Source organism: Angelakisella massiliensis, assembly GCF_900104675.1.
Lineage (GTDB): Bacteria > Bacillota > Clostridia > Oscillospirales > Ruminococcaceae > Angelakisella > Angelakisella massiliensis.
Window position 1 is genome coordinate 283,494 of the sequence record NZ_LT629944.1, and the last position, 19,213, is coordinate 302,706.

General features: G+C 54.0%; 18 protein-coding genes and 2 other RNA genes. 10 read left to right on the top strand and 10 right to left on the bottom strand.

What is annotated here, in order from left to right; all coding sequences use genetic code 11:
* Positions 1 to 103: 103 nt before the first annotated feature.
* The 4 genes from BQ5383_RS20970 to udp form a co-directional block, all read right to left on the bottom strand.
* A complete protein-coding gene (locus tag BQ5383_RS20970) occupies positions 104 to 280 on the bottom strand; it encodes a hypothetical protein (RefSeq protein WP_015574152.1) in 177 nt (58 codons plus the stop codon).
* A gap of 861 nt (positions 281 to 1,141) precedes the next feature.
* The gene (locus tag BQ5383_RS01880) at positions 1,142 to 2,017 is read right to left on the bottom strand and encodes a DUF4261 domain-containing protein (RefSeq protein ID WP_071429088.1); all 876 of its coding nucleotides are present in this window, start codon (positions 2,015 to 2,017) and stop codon (positions 1,142 to 1,144) included.
* Between the two features lie 123 nt (positions 2,018 to 2,140).
* Entirely contained in the window at positions 2,141 to 3,349 is a 1,209-nt protein-coding gene (locus BQ5383_RS01885) for an RtcB family protein (RefSeq protein ID WP_071429089.1), read from the bottom strand.
* Between the two features lie 667 nt (positions 3,350 to 4,016).
* A complete protein-coding gene (gene udp, locus BQ5383_RS01890) occupies positions 4,017 to 4,793 on the bottom strand; it encodes a uridine phosphorylase (RefSeq protein ID WP_071429090.1) in 777 nt (258 codons plus the stop codon).
* A 494-nt stretch (positions 4,794 to 5,287) separates the two neighbouring features.
* Between udp and BQ5383_RS01895 the strand changes: the two genes are divergently transcribed.
* The 10 genes from BQ5383_RS01895 (at position 5,288) to ssrA (ending at position 12,800) form a co-directional block, all read left to right on the top strand.
* Positions 5,288 to 6,745, top strand: a complete 1,458-nt coding sequence (locus BQ5383_RS01895; protein WP_071429091.1) for a hypothetical protein — start codon at positions 5,288 to 5,290, stop codon at positions 6,743 to 6,745.
* A gap of 83 nt (positions 6,746 to 6,828) precedes the next feature.
* The gene (locus BQ5383_RS01900; RefSeq protein WP_071429092.1) at positions 6,829 to 7,212 is read left to right on the top strand and encodes a VOC family protein; all 384 of its coding nucleotides are present in this window, start codon (positions 6,829 to 6,831) and stop codon (positions 7,210 to 7,212) included.
* A 279-nt stretch (positions 7,213 to 7,491) separates the two neighbouring features.
* Positions 7,492 to 7,590, top strand: an RNA gene (ffs, locus tag BQ5383_RS01905) — signal recognition particle sRNA small type.
* A 61-nt stretch (positions 7,591 to 7,651) separates the two neighbouring features.
* Complete coding sequence (gene dnaX / locus BQ5383_RS01910) at positions 7,652 to 9,253, top strand: DNA polymerase III subunit gamma/tau (RefSeq protein ID WP_071429093.1); 1,602 nt, start codon at positions 7,652 to 7,654, stop codon at positions 9,251 to 9,253.
* 30 nt (positions 9,254 to 9,283) lie between these two features.
* Positions 9,284 to 9,631 carry a YbaB/EbfC family nucleoid-associated protein gene (locus tag BQ5383_RS01915; protein WP_071429094.1) on the top strand — a complete coding sequence of 116 codons (348 nt, stop codon included), beginning with the start codon at positions 9,284 to 9,286 and terminating at the stop codon, positions 9,629 to 9,631.
* A gap of 108 nt (positions 9,632 to 9,739) precedes the next feature.
* Positions 9,740 to 10,336, top strand: coding sequence for a recombination mediator RecR (recR, locus tag BQ5383_RS01920; RefSeq protein ID WP_071429886.1), 597 nt, complete (start codon positions 9,740 to 9,742; stop codon positions 10,334 to 10,336).
* 245 nt (positions 10,337 to 10,581) lie between these two features.
* Positions 10,582 to 10,998 carry a GtrA family protein gene (locus BQ5383_RS01925; RefSeq protein WP_071429095.1) on the top strand — a complete coding sequence of 139 codons (417 nt, stop codon included), beginning with the start codon at positions 10,582 to 10,584 and terminating at the stop codon, positions 10,996 to 10,998.
* Positions 10,999 to 11,078: 80 nt separating this feature from the next.
* Entirely contained in the window at positions 11,079 to 11,546 is a 468-nt protein-coding gene (gene smpB, locus BQ5383_RS01930; RefSeq protein ID WP_071429096.1) for an SsrA-binding protein SmpB, read from the top strand.
* 7 nt (positions 11,547 to 11,553) lie between these two features.
* A complete protein-coding gene (locus BQ5383_RS01935; protein WP_071429097.1) occupies positions 11,554 to 12,357 on the top strand; it encodes an alpha/beta hydrolase in 804 nt (267 codons plus the stop codon).
* Positions 12,358 to 12,455: 98 nt separating this feature from the next.
* Positions 12,456 to 12,800, top strand: a transfer-messenger RNA (tmRNA) gene (ssrA, locus tag BQ5383_RS01940).
* A gap of 113 nt (positions 12,801 to 12,913) precedes the next feature.
* Here ssrA and BQ5383_RS01945 read toward each other — a convergent pair.
* The 6 genes from BQ5383_RS01945 to BQ5383_RS01975 form a co-directional block, all read right to left on the bottom strand.
* Positions 12,914 to 14,665 carry a recombinase family protein gene (locus tag BQ5383_RS01945; RefSeq protein ID WP_071429098.1) on the bottom strand — a complete coding sequence of 584 codons (1,752 nt, stop codon included), beginning with the start codon at positions 14,663 to 14,665 and terminating at the stop codon, positions 12,914 to 12,916.
* Positions 14,662 to 14,931, bottom strand: a complete 270-nt coding sequence (locus tag BQ5383_RS01950; RefSeq protein WP_071429099.1) for a hypothetical protein — start codon at positions 14,929 to 14,931, stop codon at positions 14,662 to 14,664. Before BQ5383_RS01950 ends, BQ5383_RS01945 begins: the two co-directional genes overlap by 4 nt.
* A gap of 17 nt (positions 14,932 to 14,948) precedes the next feature.
* On the bottom strand, positions 14,949 to 16,235 hold the full coding sequence (locus tag BQ5383_RS01955; protein WP_071429100.1) for a plasmid recombination protein: 1,287 nt from the start codon (positions 16,233 to 16,235) through the stop codon (positions 14,949 to 14,951).
* 351 nt (positions 16,236 to 16,586) lie between these two features.
* Positions 16,587 to 16,808, bottom strand: a complete 222-nt coding sequence (locus tag BQ5383_RS01965; protein WP_055080156.1) for an LLM class flavin-dependent oxidoreductase — start codon at positions 16,806 to 16,808, stop codon at positions 16,587 to 16,589.
* 423 nt (positions 16,809 to 17,231) lie between these two features.
* Positions 17,232 to 18,527 (bottom strand): DNA primase family protein, encoded by a 1,296-nt coding sequence (locus tag BQ5383_RS01970; protein WP_071429102.1) that lies wholly within the window; start codon positions 18,525 to 18,527, stop codon positions 17,232 to 17,234.
* On the bottom strand, positions 18,502 to 19,116 hold the full coding sequence (locus BQ5383_RS01975) for a CHC2 zinc finger domain-containing protein (protein WP_071429103.1): 615 nt from the start codon (positions 19,114 to 19,116) through the stop codon (positions 18,502 to 18,504). Before BQ5383_RS01975 ends, BQ5383_RS01970 begins: the two co-directional genes overlap by 26 nt.
* Between the last annotated feature and the right edge of the window lie 97 nt (positions 19,117 to 19,213).

The following is a 19,213-nucleotide window of genomic DNA, read 5'->3' on the forward strand; positions in this document are numbered from 1 at the left end:
TGTATGAAAACGCCGCCCATAGTCTCACTCGGGCGGCGTAATGCTCAATATGAAATTGTTTTAGAATAAATACCTTGCTTGACAACTCGGATTTAATTTTAGATTAGATTTTTTCGCGGTGGCCTTCGTTCCACATTTTTTCATCGACATCGGCCATCATCAGCTTTAACAGGATGTCCGACATACTTTCACCGTTTTTATCATAACGGGGCTCCACGATAAAAACGCGATTGCCGATCTCATATCTTTGCGGCTCACCAGCTATATATTCTTTCTCCATACTCAACACCCCCTTTCGCTATGGAACAAGGAAATTATACCATGCGAAAAGGGAATTGCGGTATCGAGCTTGTTTTCAAATTTAGTATTGATATGCGGTCTGGCCCCAGCTATAATGAATTTCAAGAAAAACGCCGATGGTTTTGCGGCTTTTGGTGGGGTGTCCCGCGTATTGAACGCTCTATTGGCCCGATTTAGAGGGGTATGTAACCGATCTAACCGGGAGAGCGCTTGAATGGCATTCAAGAGGTAAGGGGTTCGATCCCCCTCATCTCCACCAAAAAATCCGGTCATTGATTTGACCGGATTTTTTCATATCCAAATTTATTTTTTATTGCCTATGCAGTTTGTGGGCGGGCAGTTCTTCCCATCCCCTATTTCAGCCCCCCACTACCCACAGCAAAAACAACAGTCAAAAAGATGCTGTGCCCTTTGCCCCAGCTTCACTTTTGCGTACTCCCGCAGTTTCACCTGCAAAGGATCTGCATTTGCTGTGTACTCCGGGATGATTTTTCGTTCATCGGCCTCAAAGAACTTTCCTCTGCCGGCAACCTATGGGAGAAGGGCCGCACTTATAAAAATATCTGCTGTTCTTTTCAACAGTGACCGTTCATAGGAATAACCCTCCCCTTTTGTAGGAACCTTTTCCTGCTACAGCTGTGTTCAAAAATATGTGTATCTTGATTCTTTCCAGACTTTTTCCCACATTAACTTTGAATTTGTCACCAGCTTCTTTTCTCCATCATTAAAAAGATCCGGCCATGTACAGGACCGGATCTTTCTTTTTACTTTGTTTTTTATGATCTTTCCTCCGTCACCCGAAAAAGCTATCAAAGATCTTTTCAGGCAAGGAACACCGGATTTATCTGCCGCCGGAAGCATACTCCCCCATGTTCACATCCAGCACTCCCCGGGGAGGCTGAACAAGAGCATCTTCATACTGACAGAGCCACTGCACCTGTTGGCTCATGCGTCCCCCCGTAATGCCGTCCACCGTTTCGCCGGACTGGATAGGGTTGTCATTTTCCAGAATATAAGAGGCCAGATTATAAGCATGGCCAACCACCCAGTTGGGGTCCATATCATGGAAATGGTATTGGAGGTCCGGCAGAAACAGCGTGCTCATTCCCACGGTGTCCACAATCATATCCTCCGTGTCCTGGATATTGAAAAAGCGGGCGTTGACGCCGAAGCGAATAAAACGATCCGACCCCTGGAGACCGTGAGAGCGCACCTGTTCCCCGGAGAACAGCTTGCCGCAGTTCTGAAAATAGAACCCCTCACAGGTGGGATACAGCTCCGCCAGAGCCTCCAGAAAGTCCATATCCAGCTGTGCCCGCTCCAGCGCCGGGAGAGAGGCCGCCAGCATATCCACCGCCACCACCTGGTATTGGCACTGCTCCAAAATCCGGTCCCGCTCTTCCATGCAGTCCCACATCTGGCTTGTGAGAAATGGATCGAAACCCTTCCCCTGAAAGCTCTCGCAGGCAGTTACTATCAGCTGTACCGGGACCTTCCCTTCCTTAAACTCTCCCAAATGCTCCATAGTGGAAAAGCCGGCTGATTTTTTGTCGTGACTATAACATTCCACCCGGCCCACATGGCGCTCCATTACAGCGATCATCCGCTCTTTGTCCGGCATGGTCACCGGCTCACGGAACAACAGCTGAATGAGAAAGGGACCTCCCGGCCTGGGACTTTTTCCTTTCAAATCCTGTTGGAATACTTCTGCGCTCATCTCTTGCTTCTCCTTTCTGTTCACTGGTTCCAGACCCCATTGCCGCTCTCACAGGTCCTTTCAATAAGGCAAAATGCTGCATCTCCAAAACCAGCCTTATGTCTGTATGTTTCCTTTTTATACTCAGTCCTCATCCCCGGCTTTGAAGTTATAGATGGGCCGAATGATTTTGAGCACCTCCGCTGTAGGTCCGATATAATCCAAAATGTCCTGCATCCCTTTATATGCCATAGGACACTCATCCAGGGTGGATTTGCTGACAGAGGTGGTGTAGATCTCCGCCATCTCCTTTTTGAACTGGGAAACAGTAAAGGATTCCTTGGCTTGGGCGCGGCTCATCAGGCGGCCCGCGCCGTGGGGAGCGGAAAAGTTCCAGTCCTCGTTGCCCTTTCCCAGACAGAGAAGGCTTCCATCCCGCATATTGATGGGAATAAGAAGCTTTTCCCCCGCCTGGGCCGAGACAGAGCCTTTCCGCAAAATCATGCTGTCCGTGTCAATATAATTGTGGATGGTGGTGAACTGTTCCTCCACATGGAGCTTCATCCCCTTGACGATCTCGTCCATCATCGCCTGACGGTTGAGCATGGCAAAGTGCTGGACAATCTTCATATCATGAATATACCGCTCAAATAATTCTCCCGAAACATAGGCCAGCTGACGGGGAATACTGGTTTGTTTGAGATTTTTCAGGCGTTTGAGCTCCTTTTGAATCTCCTTCTGGCGTCCCTCCCCCTTCATTTGGGCAATGACTGCCTCCAACGAGGCGTCGTCGGTGCCATTGAGGACCTTGTATCCCTCTTCCTGGTAATACTTGGCCACCTCCAGCCCCAGATGCCGGCTGCCTGAGTGGACCACAATGTAAAGGTTCCCCTCATCATCCCGGTCCACCTCGATAAAATGGTTGCCGCCGCCCAGGGTACCGATGCTTTTTTCCGCCCGGAGCAGATCCACCTGTTTGGCGCAGCAGAGGGCGTCCAAATCAATCTGCCGAAGATAGGGATGGGCCTTGGCACGGGTACCAAAGCCGGAAGGGATTTTCTCATAGATCAGCTTATCCAGTTTTTGCAGCTCCAGATGGGTCTCCCGGATGCGTATCGTCTCCATCCCGCAGCCGATGTCCACCCCCACCAAATTGGGTACCACCTTGTCGGTGATGGTCATGGTGGTGCCAATGGTGCAGCCCGCTCCGGCGTGAATATCCGGCATCAGACGGATGCGGCTGCCCGCCGTAAACTCCTGGTTGCACAGCTCCTGCACCTGAGCAATGGAGGCGCTGTCCACCACATCGGTGAAAATTTTGGCCTCATTATATTTTCCTTTTACTTCGATCATAACAGGTCTCCATATCATTCTTCGCACTCTGCCGCAGCAGAGGTTGTACGCCAGAGATTTTCCCCTGCTCTTCACTCCTTTTTCTGCCGCGGCCTGATTCTGTTCTGTCCTGAAATCCGGCTTGCAGCCTTTGAAACCCAGGACTGTGTCCTTGCCGTTCTTGGGGAAAGAATCAGCTTCTCCACCATTTTCCAGGCTCTTTGCCGATTGTCCCCATTATACTATGAAACCGCCGTGGAAGCCATACCATGTACTTTTAAATTCCGAAAGGGGGATAAACCCTTCATCAAAAAAGCAGTATAAACCAACCGGCGGCTTTGTCCGGCTTTACCCGGGCCTGTCCAGGTTATCGGACGATCTTTGCCTGCCGGGACAGAGGCAGAAACCATCCCTCCCGGCCGCCGCCCTTAAAACCAAAAGGGAATAACCAAAACCGCGGCAGGCACTATCTCCGATGAACTGGACGGTACCTTTCCGGGCAATGGGTTTCCAAAGGGATGAGCCTCTTTGGCCGTCTCCCCTGTCCGCCCTCATCCTTATCCCCATCAAATTTTCAGGACGCACTTAAATTCAACTTCTCAGACAGCGCAAAGCGCCCTCAGCCGTGGAACACCTTTCAAGAGAGGTTCCGCCGGCTGCGAGCGCCTTTGATTTTTCCTTTTGTCTGTCATGCCTGGGCACGCTGCTGCAGGATTATCTGACGGATGGCTTCCACCGCCACCCGAATGGCTCCGTCGGTATCCAGACATTCCCGCTGGTCCAGGCCGGCCTTTTCCCGCTCCTGGTTCCAAATCACATGGTAAACGGCCCCAAAACGAACATTCCGGGCTGCTGCGGCCACCATCAAAGCGGCCCCCTCCATCTCACTGGCCAGCACCCCCAGCTTCTTCCACATCTCCCACTTTTCCATCAGCACATGGGCCATGGGGGAGCGCTCCGGAGAATGCTGCCCGTAAAAGGAATCCTTTGCCTGCACCACACCCGCTTTCCAGGGTTTTCCCAGCTTCCGGGCGCTTTCCACCAGGGCAAACAGCACCTCAAAGTCGGGGACGGCGGGAAATTCGATGGGCGCGTATTCCCGGCTGGTGCCCTCCATCCGCACAGACCCTGTGGGGATAATGATATCATCCGCTTCCACATCCAGGCGGATGCCGCCGCAGGTTCCCACCCGAATAAAGGTATCCGCCCCGATAGCCACCAGCTCCTCCAGAGCGATGACCGCCGACGGCCCGCCGATACCGGTGGACACCACGCTCACCGGCTCCCCCTCCAGCGTGCCTGTGTAGGTAGTAAATTCCCGGTTGGAAGCGATTTTTTTGCTGTTATCCAGGTAAGCCGCGATTTTCTCGCACCGTCCCGGGTCGCCGGGAAGGATGCAGTAGCGGCCCACGTCCCCCTGCTCCAGCATAATATGAAACTGCCGCTGCCGATGTAAATGATCCATCCTCTCGCCCTTTCTTCTTTAGCCTTCACCGTCATCCGGCAACCTCAGCCGCCGGATGCGGACATCCTGGAGATGCAGTCCCCAGGGACAATGCACCGTCCACTTCTCCCCAATAAAACACAATTATATTATAGTATGCCCCTATAGGAAATGCAAACTCCGGCGCACTGGATATTTGCCGGTTTTCTGCCGGGACCACCAGGGGGATGTTCTTGATATTTAATCTTTTTTCTAAGTTCAAGCCTGACTGTGGGAATTTTCAAAGAATCTGTGCGCCAGGGATAAAATGATGATATCCATATATATTAGGAAGGATTCTCCAAAAATCTTTTGACATCCACTAAATTTATACTTCCTTCACACATCCCCATTGTCCGCCGTGCTACAATAAGACTGAAGAAGATCAAACAGTGCCTTTCAGCAGCCCCTTTTTGGACCGAAGGGACCTGAACAGGCGCTTTTCCGTTATACAGACAAAAGTGAGGTGCGGATGGATGAAAAAACTTTTCAGATGGACAGCCCTTTGGGCGGCGGCGGTGCTGCTGCTGTTGGCAGCGGCCTGCGGGGGGGAGAAACAAACGGCTTCCCTGACGGCTGAGGAGGCGTTTCCCACGCTGTTGGGGCAGGATTATGAGGCGGCCTATCTGCTGACCAATCTGGGCATGACGATAGATTCCACCGCAGGGGTGGATGTGGACGGCGCGCTGTACTATCCCGCTGTATCGGAAAAATATAAAACCACTGCCGACCTGCGGGCCCTGTTGGAGAGTACCTATGCCGATTCCGCCACGGTGGACCGGCTGATGGCCACGACCGATCAAAAGGGCAATCCACTGTTCCGGGACATTGACGGCAAGCTGTATCAAAGCGCTCAGGGAACAGCTGCTTCCCAGTGGCTGGAGCCGGATCTGGACAACATTCGGGGGCAGGAAAACGGGGACCAGGCCACCGCCGTGGTACAGGAGACCGGCCTGGACGGATTTTTGTACGAATGCACTGTGACGGCGGTGCGCAGTGAGGATGGCCAGTGGCGGCTGACAGCGCCCCGGAGCGAGGCTCCCCGGAAAAAGGTGGGGGATGTCCTGACAGGGGAAGAAGATCAGCAGCCTCAGGTAAGCAGCTCCCAGGTGCGGCAGATGGCGGAAAACTTTCTGATGGCGCTGAAAGCCGGAGACACCCAGACCATTGAAGAGCTGGCGGGGGCCCAGCCGGGAACCTATCAGGGCTGGAGCGCGCTGGAAATTTCCAAAGCGGAGCTTAACGAAACTTTGGAGGAATATGAAACCGGAGGCACCTACCGGGTAGCGCTGACAGTGGACAACGGCGTGGGGCTGCTGCCGGAGGGAGAGCAGATCTGGGAGCTTTGGATTCGGTGCGACGAAAATCTGCAGCTGAAAGCGGAGCGGTTCCAACAGGGAGACCCCGCCCCCTACCGCCATATGGAGCATCCCGCCGGGGAGCAGGTAAGCCGGATGCTCAGTTACTTCGGCGGACCGGATTTTCAGGGCCCCTCTCAGTTGGATGACAACATTATCACCGAATACTGCCTCCAGGTTCTGGCGGAGGAAAACGGCTTCCAGGACAGCGGCTTCACTCTGGAGCAGGTGCAGCAGGCGGTATACCGGTATTTTGGCCTGGAGAACTTTGATCCTTCCGGCACCTCCTTCTATCGCCCGGAAACGGACGATTATATGGCTTATGGCCGGGGCGGAATCGAAATGCCGGAGTACAATCTCTATCTGACCCAGGGGGATGAGGGCAAGGTGGAGGTTCGACTGTACACCTATCAGGACCCCCTGTGTACCCGTCGGGACAAAATGCAGCTGTGGACCCTCTCGGACAACGGCAACGGCACCTATGAGTTCCTTTCCGCGGTCACCGGGGAACCGGACGGAGGAGAACAGCAAAGCGCCCAGCCGGATACCGGCGAAGAACCGGAAAATCAGGAGTAAACAGGAGGCTGCTTTTCCTTTCTGCCGGGGGCAGGAATGGGAGAGCAGCCTTTCCAGTATGGGAAAAGAAAGAGGAGAGCTGAATGAAGATCGAGCATATTGCCCTCTATGTCAACGACTTGGCGGCGGCCCGGGATTTCTTTGTCCGCTATTTTGGGGCGTCCTCCAATGAGGGGTATCACAATGAGAAAACCGGTTTCCGCTCCTTTTTCCTCACCTTTGAGGGCGGGACCCGGCTGGAGCTGATGACCCGCCCCGCCATGGAGGACCTGGAAAAGCCTTTGACCCGAACAGGATTTGCCCATATCGCTTTCAGCGTGGGCAGCCGGGAACAGGTGGACGCCTTGACCAAGAGGCTGCAAACGGATGGCTTTGAAGTGGTCAGCGGCCCCCGGGTTACAGGGGACGGCTATTATGAAAGCTGCGTGGTGGCCCTGGAGGGAAACCAGATCGAGATCACCGTCTGAGTTCCCGGAAGAAAGAAAAAATGTCAAAAGGAAGGCTGAAACAGGAGGCTTTGCTCCTTCCCCGGGAGGAGAGGCTGCCTCATCCCGGAAAGGGGCGCAGCCATCCTCTCCCCCGCCCTCTTGAGGGGGCCGGATGGCTACCTTTCCCTGGAGTTTTTCTGAAAATTCTGTGAAAAACCGGCGGAGGGGTTGAGTTTTTATTTTTCATCAGGTATAATAGATAAGCTATCACGCCCAAGCAAGGATGGACAGGACAGTTGATGTCCATTGTCACGCGGATGTTCGGTCCTGTGCGACGCGGCGCTGTGAACCATGTCAGGCGGGGAACCGAGCAGCATTAAGCAGCGTTTCGCGGGTGCCGCAGCCAACCGGACGTCCGTGTGATAATGCACACCAGCGGCTTTGTCCGTCCTTTTTTGGTAACTGAGGAGGGAAAGAAATGTATCAGGCCCTTTACCGCAAATGGCGGCCCAAAAGTTTTGACGACGTGGTGGGCCAGGAGCATATCACCACCACCCTCCGCAACGAGATCGCCGCCGGCAAGCCCGCCCACGCCTATCTTCTCATGGGCAGCCGGGGTACCGGCAAAACCACCTGCGCCAAGCTCATCGCCAAGGCGGTCAACTGCCTTGCCCCCAAGGACGGCAGCCCCTGCGGTGAGTGCGAGATCTGCAAGGGCATCGATAACGGCTCCATGGTGGATGTGGTGGAGATCGACGCCGCCAGCAACAACGGCGTGGACAACATCCGGGACCTGCGGGAGGAGGCAAATTTCCTGCCCAATGTCACCAAATACCGGGTGTACATCATCGACGAGGTCCATATGCTCAGCATGGGGGCGGTCAACGCTCTGCTGAAAATCATGGAGGAGCCCCCTTCCCATGTGATCTTTATCCTTGCCACCACCGAGGTCCACAAAATCCCTGCCACCATCCAGTCCCGATGCCAGCGGTTCGACTTCAAGCGCATCGACAGCGCCGCCATTGCCGGCCGTCTGCGGTATGTGTCGGACCAGGAGGGGATTTCCATCACCGACGAGGCCCTGGCCATGATCGCCCGGCTGGCCGACGGCGGAATGAGGGACGCCCTTTCCCTGCTGGACCTGTGTTCCTCCCACAGCCACGAGGTGACGCTGGAAACGGTCAGCGAAGCGGCGGGCCTCATTGGACAGGATTATTTGTTTGATATCGCCGATGCTGTCAGCCGCAAGGATCTGTCAGCCGCTCTGGACCTCATCGGCGTCCTGGGCAGTCAGGCGGTGGAATATGACCGGCTGTGTCAGCAGCTGGTGACCCATTACCGCAATCTGCTGATGGCGGCCACCTCCAAAAATCCCGGAGAGCTGATCGTCTGCCTGCCGGAGACCCTGGAGCGGTATAAAACCCAGGCCGCGGCCTTCACCCCGGCACGGCTGGTATACGCCATCAGCGCTTTGCAGCAGGCTTCGGCCCTGATGAGCCGCACCACCTCCCGGCGCACTGAGCTGGAGCTGTGTCTGGCCCGTTTGTGCGATCCCCGTTTGGATCAGTCCCCTCAGGCGCTGCTGGCCCGGATCGATCAGCTGGAGGCGAAGCTGAACCGGCTGCTGGCCGAGGGGGTCACCCTTCCGGCGGAGGTCTCCCAACCCCAACAGGAGGAAGCTCCCGCCAAACCCCAAAAGGAAAAGAAAGCGGCCCGTCCATCCCCCTCTCCGGCTCCCCCTTCCCAACCGGCTGTACCTATGGAGCGGTGGGGCGAGGTGATGGACCGGCTGAAAATCGTCAATCCAGCCCTCCGGGGGGCTCTCACCGGTTCCCGGGCCTTTATCAGCGGCAGCCGGGTGCTTATTGATTTCCCCAATCCGGTGTTCCGGGAACTGATGAACAGCAGCGACGACGTGCGTGTGCAGCTGAAACGGGCTATTGCCGAGGTGACCGGCACCCGGTACGGCATCGGCCCCTATGATCCCCCCAAGGAACAAACCCCAGAACAACAGGTCAAACCCCTGGACGAGCTGCTGGCGGCAGCGGCGGACAGTGGTATAGAAATCAAAACCATGTAATTTCAGTTGATAGGAAAGGAATCAATCACTATGAAAGCAAGATTACCCCAGGGAATGGGCGGCGGCCCCAGCAATATGAACCAGATGATCCGTCAGGCTCAGAAGATGCAGGAGGAGATGACCAAGGCCCAGGAAGAGATCAACGCCAAGGAATATGTCACCACCTCCGGCGGCGGCATGATCGAGGTGACCATCACCGGCAAGAAGGAGCTGAAATCCGTCAAGCTCAAGCCCGAAGTGGTGGACCCCGAGGATATCGAGATGCTGGAGGACCTGATCGTGGCGGCAGTCAACGAGGCTATCCGCACCGCTGAGGAGGATTCGGCCAAACGGATGGAGAAGATCACCGGCGGTCTCAACGTCCCCGGTATGTTCTGATAAAACCCGTTAGGGGGGAACGGCTCCGGGAGTGGGTTGGGGCTGTTCCTCCCCTTTTTTTCCCAACATGGGAGCAAGAAACAGTGGAAGGATAACAGGTGTTTGACCATGGAAAGCGCGCTGCCCCTTACAAAGCTTATTGAACAATTTGCCCGCCTGCCGGGGGTGGGCCGCAAAACCGCTCAGCGGTTTGCCTTTTATATCCTGGACCTGCCGGAGGAAAAAGCCCGGCAGTTTGCCGAAGCCATCGTGGACGCCCGGACCAAAATGAAAAAATGCACCGTCTGCGGCAATCTCACCGACCAGGAGCTGTGCCCCATCTGCGCCGCCTCCGGCAGGGATCACTCGGTCATCTGCGTGGTGGAGGACCCCCGGGATGTGCTGGCCTTTGAGCGGACCCGGGAATATAACGGCGTTTATCATGTCCTTCACGGCCTGATTTCCCCTATGGAAGGGGTGGGGCCTGAACAGCTGACCATCAAGGAGCTGCTGGCCCGGGTGAACAAAGGCGGGGTGGAGGAGGTCATCATGGCCACCAATCCCACTGTGGAGGGAGAAGCCACCGCCATGTATATCGCCCGGCTGCTCAAACCCCTGGGGGTGAAAACCAGCCGCCTGGCCTATGGCATCCCTGTGGGAGGCAATCTGGAATATGCCGATGAGGTGACCCTTTATCGGGCCCTCCAGGGACGCAGCGAAATTTGAGGAGCGGATCGCAGACATCCCCCTTGGAGACGGAGAACAGCGCCATGCCTTTTTCTCCCACAAATCGTTATAAATCAGCAAAAATATACAATTCGTTTTAGAATTTGATTCATTTTGATCCTGATGAGAAAGCAGCACGGTCTATCGGCCCCAGTGCCATCGCCGCCGGAGGACAGGAAAAAGGGCTCTGTTCTTCCTTCCCAATGCCTCGTATACAGACGCTTTTTCAGGACCATACTCTTCCAATGAAAGGTGGTTTTCAGGTGGACCGCGGCTTTAAGGAACTGCTTCGGGCGGCAAAATTTGCCGTGGTGGGGGTTGCCAATACCCTCATCGATATGGGCGTTTTTGCTCTGCTGGCCCAGGTGCTGGGCTTAAATGTCTATCTTTCTCAGGTCATCAGCTACAGCGCCGGGATGCTCAACAGTTATGTTTTCAATCGCAGCTGGACCTTCCAGGCCAAAGACCGCTTTTTCAGTCCCGCTTTGGTGCGGTTTGTGGCGCTGAATCTGGTGATGCTGCTGGTGAGCACCGGACTGCTGTGGTTTTTCTTCGACTTCTGGGGGCTGCCCAAGCTCATCGCCAAGGTGCTGGCCACTGGCTTTACCCTGGTCCTCAGCTTTGGAGCCAACAGACTGTGGGTATTCCGCCAGGCGGAATGATCCCCCCTCTTGAATCCCCCCGTGATCCATGATATACTAGGAAAGCATCAAACGCGGCCCGGCAGAAGGAGGCGACGCCCATGGGCAAAGACAGTATCAAACAGATCTCCTACAACCGGCAGGCCCGGCACAACTACTTTGTGGAGGAGTCCCTGGAAGCCGGCATCGAGCTGTTCGGCACCGAGGTAAAGTCTCTGCGCTGCGGCGGCCTGAACCTCAAGGATGCCTGGTGCGATTTTGAAAACGGGGAGCTGTTTGTCAAGCAAATGCACATCAGCCCCTATGAACAGGGAAACATCTTCAACCGCGACCCCATGCGTCCCCGGAAGCTGCTGCTTCACCGCCGGGAGCTGAACCGGCTGTTCGGTCTGGTCAAGCAGCAGGGCATCACCCTGGTTCCCCTTCAGGTCTACTTCAAGGGGCCCCGGGTCAAGGTGGAAGTGGGGCTGTGTAAAGGTAAAAAGCTTTATGACAAGCGGGACGACATGGCCAAACGGGACGCCCAGCGGGATATTGACCGGGCCATGAAGGACCGGAGCAGAAGGTGAATGCAAGATGGAGCTTTTGGATCTTCCTCTCCGCCATGGAGGCCGGCTGACGGCATATCTGCCGGGGCGGTATCTGCCGGAAGAATTTTCGGAGCGGCCCCGCCCGGCGGTAATTGTCTGTCCCGGCGGCGCCTACGGCTTTCTTTCGGAGCGGGAAGGCGAATCCATTGTGGCAAAATTCCTTTCCGCCGGATGCAACTGCTTTCTGCTGCGGTACAGCGTAGCGCCTGCCCGCTTCCCCACCGCTCTGACCCAGTTGGCTGAGGCGGTGCGCCTCATTCGCCGGGAGCATGAGGGGTGGAATGTGGACCCTCAGCGGGTGGTGGTTTGCGGTTTTTCCGCCGCAGGTCATCTGGCCTGTTCTCTGGGCACCTTCTGGAACCGGGATTTTCTGTGGGAAGAAATGGGCGGCCAGCGTGAGGAGTACCGTCCCGATGGTCTGATTCTCTGCTATCCAGTGATCTCCGCCCTGGACCGGCCTCATGAGGGGTCCTTCCGCAATCTCCTGGGGGAGCGGTATGGGGAGCCAGAGTTGATGGAGCTTCTTTCCCTGGAGCGTCAGGTGACAGCCCAAATGCCGCCGGTATTCCTCTGGCACACCTATGAAGACCGGACTGTGCCGGTGGAAAATGCCTTGCTTTTGGGGCTGGCTATTGGCCGGGTGGGAACAGGACTGGAGATGCACATTTATCCCCATGGTCCTCATGCGTTGTCCAACAGTCTGCCTTTTACCGCCAGAAGGCCGGAAGAAATCGTTCCGGAAGCCGCCGGATGGCTGGATTTGGCTGTTCGCTGGATCGGACAGCTTTGAGATGGTTTTTGTTTTCCCTCGGGAGGAAAGCCTCCCTTTTCATAAAAAGCGATTCCCCTTGCGGGGCGCGCATATTCCCGGCTTTGCCGGGCAGATATGGGGGCGCACTGGTTTCGACGGGGACTCTGAAGTATGGTAAGCGAGCAGAGGCGCTCGACCTCTATAAAACGGGCAACTTAAAAAGAAACGATAACAATAGTTACGCGTTTGCAGCCTAATTAGGCTGCCGTCCGGCCGATGAGGACCACGGCATCGGTTCGGGCGTCGATTAGTGGTGAACGATCATGGGGAGCGCTTCCGCCCCATGATTGTATTGGAAGCTACTGAGCCGGGCAGTCCGCCGCTCGACGGTCCGGCGAGGGAATGTAAATTTGCGGCTATGCTCGTAGAAAGCCATAGGGATGGGTTTTCGGACGCGGGTTCGATTCCCGCCGCCTCCACCATAAAATCAAAACGGTATAGATGCCACTGGCGAAAAGCCAGTGGCATCAAGGCTTAATAGTGATAAGGTACTATTTAGCTTTGCGAGGGGCAGAGAACGGTGTGACCGCAATGGTCACGCCGTTTTTCTGCGTCCAGGGGTGGATTTCGCAACAACAGGCTCGGAAATCACAGGAATCTCTACATCATCCACGAAGTTGAAATAGATTTTTACCTTCTGTACCCGCTTGCCGCTGGACTTGTCCGGTGCAAACACCTCAATCTTCTTGATATACTCATTGACTATCGTAGGTGTCAATTCCGGCACATCCACATACTTCTGGGTCAGAGCGACAAAGGCATCCATATCTGCACTCATGGTTTCCTGAGTTTCCAGCCATTCTTCCGTCACTTCAATTTCGAGTTTTAACCGCTCCTGCTCTGCCTCGTAATCGGCGGTCATTTTCTTATACCGCTCCTTACTCAGATCGCCCAGGACAAAATCCTCATAAAGTCGGGACAGAAGAACATCCAAGTCAGCCAGCCGTTTCTTGGCCTGCTCCACTCGCTTCCGATCCTCACGGATATTGCGTTCCTGATCGGAACGGCGGCATTGCAGCCATTCTTCCTGAAAGCCTTCTACATCCTGCCGGATATAGGCATTGACCGTACGGATGCGCTCCAGCACCAGTTCCCGCAGTACATCTTCCCGGATATAGTGGGCAGAACAGGTGCCTCGACCACTTTTGTAGCTGGAGCATACATAATGGTCTTGCTTGCCGTCAAAGCTTTTGCAGGTAGCAAAGTGCAGCTTATTCCCGCAATCAGGACAGAACAGAAGCCCAGAGAACAATCCCTGCCGTTCCGCTTTTGTGGGACGGCGTTTGTTTTTTCGCAACTCCTGCACCCTGTCCCACTGAGCCTGAGAAACGATTGCTTCCTGCGTATCAGGAAAGATACACATATCTTCGATGGCATTGGGAATCCGCTTCTTCAGCTTATAGGACTTGGAATAGGTCTTGAAATTGCAGGTACAGCCGGTGTACTCCATCCGTTCCAGAATACCCACAACCGATTGACCAATCCAATGATAAGGGCGCTCCGGCATCTTCTTCCGCTTTTTCGGGTCAGGATGATTTTCCGACTGTTTGGCATACAGCGCCTTGGTAGTCAACACCTTATCCTTCTCCAGTATACGGGCAATCTGTTCCGGCCCCTTGCCGTCAATAGCCAAGTCAAAGATGCGCTTGACTACTAGGGCGGCATCATCGTCAATGATCCAATGGTCTTTATCGGTAGGGTCAGTGCGATAACCATAGGGCGGTTTTCCCAGATGCTTTCCGCTGGTGCCTTTCTGCCGGAATACGACCCGGACTTTTTTGCTGGTGTCCCGTGGATACCATTCGTTGAACAAATTACGAATAGCAGCAAAGCCGTCGCTGTCGCCTCGTTCACTGTCCACACCATCATTGACAGCGATAAAGCGCACATCGTAGCTGGGGAAAATGATGTCCGTGTACTGTCCAACGGTCAGGTAATCTCGGCCAAACCTACTAAGATCCTTGACCAGCCAGCAACCGACAAGCCCCTGCTTAACCAGTGCAAAGCCTTCCTGCACGCCGGGGCGGTCAAAATTGGTTCCCGTATATCCGTCATCCACCAGAATTTTCAGGTTGGTGTAGCCATGCTCGGCTGCGTACCGGGTTAAAAACTCTTTTTGATTCTGTATCGAATTTGATTCTCCATCCAGTGCATCCTCATTGCTGAGGCGGCAGTACAGGATGGTGATTTTCTGCTGATCCAACATAGCGTCCTCCTTTACGGTTGGGTCAGCTGACAGAATCGGTGTGCATGGTGATATTGTAGCATGAATTTGAGTCTGTGTCATGAACAAAGCGCCTCCTTATCCGAGAAAATGAGCCGTTTTACCTTGTGGGTAAGCGGCTCATTTCCGTCACATACAGTCTCCAGCAGATACCAGGTATTTCCGATTTTTCGTTCCACCGTACCGGCGAACGGATTCATCCGGTTTTCCCAGCGTTTCCGGCATTCTTCCAGAAAATCAATCGGCGGATCAAAAATTGGGTCAAAGCAGGATTCAATGTCGATATAGCCATAGTCGGGTTCGCTCATAAAATCTTTGTGTTTTCTCATGCAGTTTCCTCCATCAATTAAAGTTCCATATCCTGCGACTTGCGGTGGGAAGGTTGATCGTGCTGCCTTGTTTGCCGGGTCCGGGTTAAAATGGCGTCAAGAAAAGCCCGCACCTTTTCGGGTGCGAGCTTGACAGCGTCCAGATATGGCTGGACTTCCTTTTTCAGTTCTTGGTACTTGTCATAAATCTTTTCGTATCGCTGTTTCCAGACAGCGGCACTCTTTTGCGCTTGTTGCAACTTATCTTCCAAACGGCTGTTTTCTGCCTTGGCAAGAATCCCATTGACCGCATAATCCTTGAGTGTGCTGCACTCGGATGGGGTCAGAGTGATGTTGCCGGTGATCGTCTTTTTCCCCATGGAGCGGATTTCCTGTACGGTCAGGGCGGTGGTGCGCTGTTCTTTGGTCTGCTTTTGCAGGGATTGCAGTTCCTTCTGCTTTTTCTCAACGGCAGCCTGTGCAGTGTCCAGTGCCTGCTCCGTCTGAGCGATTTGAGCGGTCACATCTTCCAGCCGCTGCTGCTCCTGTGCCACTTTGAACTGGGTCACAGTCAGATGTTCTTCGGTGCTGCCACGCTCTCCACGCTCCACATCGGTATATCCGGCAGCTTTCATATAGTTGAAGAAATCGTCTTGCAGGACACTGTATGATGTCCGCAGGACTTTCTTCCCCTTGGAGGTCAGAAGCGGATTACCCTGCTCATCCAGAGCTACCTTGGATTCCCACTTTTTACTGCGGCTGACCTGCATGATGGTCTCCTTGACTGTGCCCACAAGGGACTTGTCCTTGCACCGCTTTGACCAGAGAATCTGTTTTTCCACCACCGGGATATAGACCACGTGAAGGTGGTAGTGATACAAATTCTGCCCCAGAGCTTCCGACATGGCCCGGTTGCGTTCATCGGCGTGCATGACGGCAGAGAGGATATACTGCTCACCGCCCACGATCTCCACGGCTGCTTTGTATGCGTCGGTGTAGAACTGCTTGGCATATTCGTAGCCGCCGTGATTGTGGAAGTAAGCGGAGTTCACATCAAAAATCAGCTCCCCATATTTCACCGCATCGGCTTTCAGGCCACGGGTGGAGATGACGCCATCGGCAATCATCTGATCGAACATAGCGGCATAGCTGTCGGTGGGAGCTTTGAAGTGAATATTCCGGTAGGTCTGGGTGGTATCAATATCCTGGTTGGAGTAGCTGTCCTTTTCTCGTTCGTTGTGCTCCTGAACCTTCGCCACATCATCAAGGGTGGGCAAGTCCTGGTTACGGGCAAAGGTGCGGTCGATTCCGTCATTTCTGGCCATACAAATCAGCTCCTTTCCATTGTGCGGCAGACGGCTGGGGGACGAGGATGCACTTCCTGCGGGAAGTGTAATAACCCACTATGACACTTTTATCCCAGAGGGCTGCAAAGTGCCGTGGGCTCTCCGAGGGGGAATGCGGCATCTGCGAATGCCTTGCCGCCTTTAGAGGCTTGTGTGTGGCACCCAAATCCTCAAAAGGCGGTGTGACCGACAGCATCTCCGCAATCTCGATTGCTTCATTTCTGCCACTCACAGGCAGAGCAGATTTTGCAAATCCACTCTGCCATCCATCTCCAAATCTGCGGATTTTTCGATGGGGACGGGAGATGCGGTGGGTAAGAACGGCGGACATCATTTGTCCCTCCGCTTTTGCCATACGAGATCATAGCCAAGGGCATCGGCGAGCTGTACCGCCTCCACATACCGCAGAGACTCCCGCTGGAGCTTGTTGGACAGGTTGGAAACGCTGTCGCTCCAGCCGTAATCCTCAGAAAGCCGGTCAACGACTTCCTGCATCGTGTATCCGGAACGCACAATGTACGACTTGATTTCATTTCTCAAATTGGATTTCATAGAAAACACCTCATTCTTTCATGAAATGGTTTTACCGTGGAGCATACACGCTGCATGGTACAGTAAATCTTGATTGCTTCTTAAAAGTCACTCAGGATTGCGCCTGTGAAGAACTGTCCGAAACAGTATCCCATCGACTTTGCGATTAGGTGGGCTTACAAGCGAAATAGTGAAAATAGGCACCTTTCCGCATACTACCATCACCATTCTGTAAATCACCGAATGATGATTTGTGCTCTGCTTATGGTAGTGTTTTTCACTGTTTGCACAACCATTGATCGGGAAGTGCGGATTTTAGAGCGCCCGCTGAGCCGAACAATAAAAAATGAACTTCGATTTTTTGCGTTCGTGCGTTCCTTCGTTCCACAGGCTGTACCCGGTCAGGAACGCATGAACGCACGAACAGAAAGTTTTGATGTTCCGTTACAACTCCATAGGCGAGAGCAGAACATAAATGCCCATATATCCCCGGCACCGTTTTCCACCGCCGATGTGTAGATTGTTGACCGGCTCCAAATGGTAGCGTTCAGCATTCTGGCTGAGCTGGTTTGCGAAGCTCTTTGGTGACAGTGGGTTTTCGGCGTTGTCCTCACACCACCGCTTATAGGCTGCATACAGATTTTTGGTGCTGGCTTCATAATCGGCCTTGAATGCCACATAACCCTCAGAATCGAGAAAGTCCAGAATGTTGTTGGCATCCCGAACTGCGGAAGTGATATTGTCCTTGGCTCTCTGGCTGATGGTGAAGTGATAGTGATTGGCGATCAGCCGCCGCAATCCCTCCAGCATCCAGAGGAAGATTCCCTCTTTTTCGGCAATCAATTTCTCAGCAAGAAACGGGTCATCGAACCGATCCACAGGCTTATCTTTGGTGGTCAGAATGATCTGACGGCGAAAGAAACCATCGCTGCGGTCATGAAGTGCAGTCAATGCCCCGTTGCCAAAGCAGAGGAAACGCACATAAAGCAGCCCCTGATAGCTCTGTTCTCTCTTCCGTTCCAAATCCATCCGCAGTTCTGCTGTCACGATGGATTTTACATAGTTGGTCTTGGTCAAGGCATTCATGTCCAAATCATCGTCCAGCATGAGCAGCTTGCCCTCCAGGTCGGCTCTGGCAAAACGACTGTTCTCTACTTTCTGGATGGAAGTGGTATTCATGTTGAGCCCGAAAATGGCGTTCATCGCCACACCGATGCGGCTTTTGCCCTCGCCGCCCTTGCCGATCAGCATAAGCATTTTCTGTCCTTTGGTGGAGGGAATCAGGCAGTAGCCCAGATACTCCTGCAAGGCGGGAATATCCTCCGGCTCCAGCAGTTCCGAAAGGAAGCACAGCCAGTGTTCCGGTGCCGGAGCATCTGCCCGATAAGACACCGACAGACGGTTGCTGCAATACTCTTTTTTCTCTGTAAACGTGCCATCCAGAAAACAAGTGCCGTTCGCCACATGGATGCGGTCACATTGCAGGGGCAAAGGGTCTGCGTATGCCGCCAGCTTCAACGTCTTGAGCACCTGCTCCACCGTCTGTGCGACCTTGTCATGCAGCCAGGGCGAGATTTCCTCATAAATCGTTCGCTTTAATTTGCTTTCATCCGGCAGCGGTCCCTCCACAGTATAAAAGCGGTCGTTGATACAGCGCATTGGATGCCGGGACAGGAAATCCCGGCAGTATTCCGGCTCGACGATTTTCCCTTTATCATCGATCCAAACAGGGTTGTTCATGGTATCGCTCCTCTCTCAGGCGGGCCTGTAATTTGCGGATGTACCCGTCTGCCGTTAGATTACTCACGGTTTCGCCTCGTTCATAGGAATCGCCTTGCAGCAGGATGCCCAGCTGATACTCTGCCCAGGGCAACCGGTGGCAGGCTTCCACAAACCGCTCGTCCGGCACATCTTCCGGCGCTTGCGGCGCATACCGTTTTTCCCAATCCAGGAGCAGCCGCCGATACTCGTTCAAAACAGAAAAGCACAGCCGCTCGTTCTCACGAAGCTGCTGTGCTTTGGTTTTGTGTTTCATTTTCCGGCGAATGGCTTCCGGCAAGGGCTTGTCCGGTGCAAGGTGAAAGTCCGACGCCAGTTTTCGGGCCGCATCATACAGCCGAAGGTCAAACAGTTTGGCAGTCAGGTCGATCACATCCCCGTGCTCCCCACAGGCAAAACAGTGGTAGTGGTCATCCGATACATACAGGCTCGGATGACGGTCATTATGGAACGGACACAGTGCCATACCATGGTGGTTGATGTCAATTCCATACGTCTGCGCTGCTTCCTGTGTGTTGATGCTGGCTTTCACCACTTCAAACAAATTCATACAGATTCCCTCCATTTCCTTTTTGATGGGGCAGTTTTCTCACCCCTCTGTATAGGTTATGGGGAAAATCGAAAAAAACAGGCTAATGGCATGACAA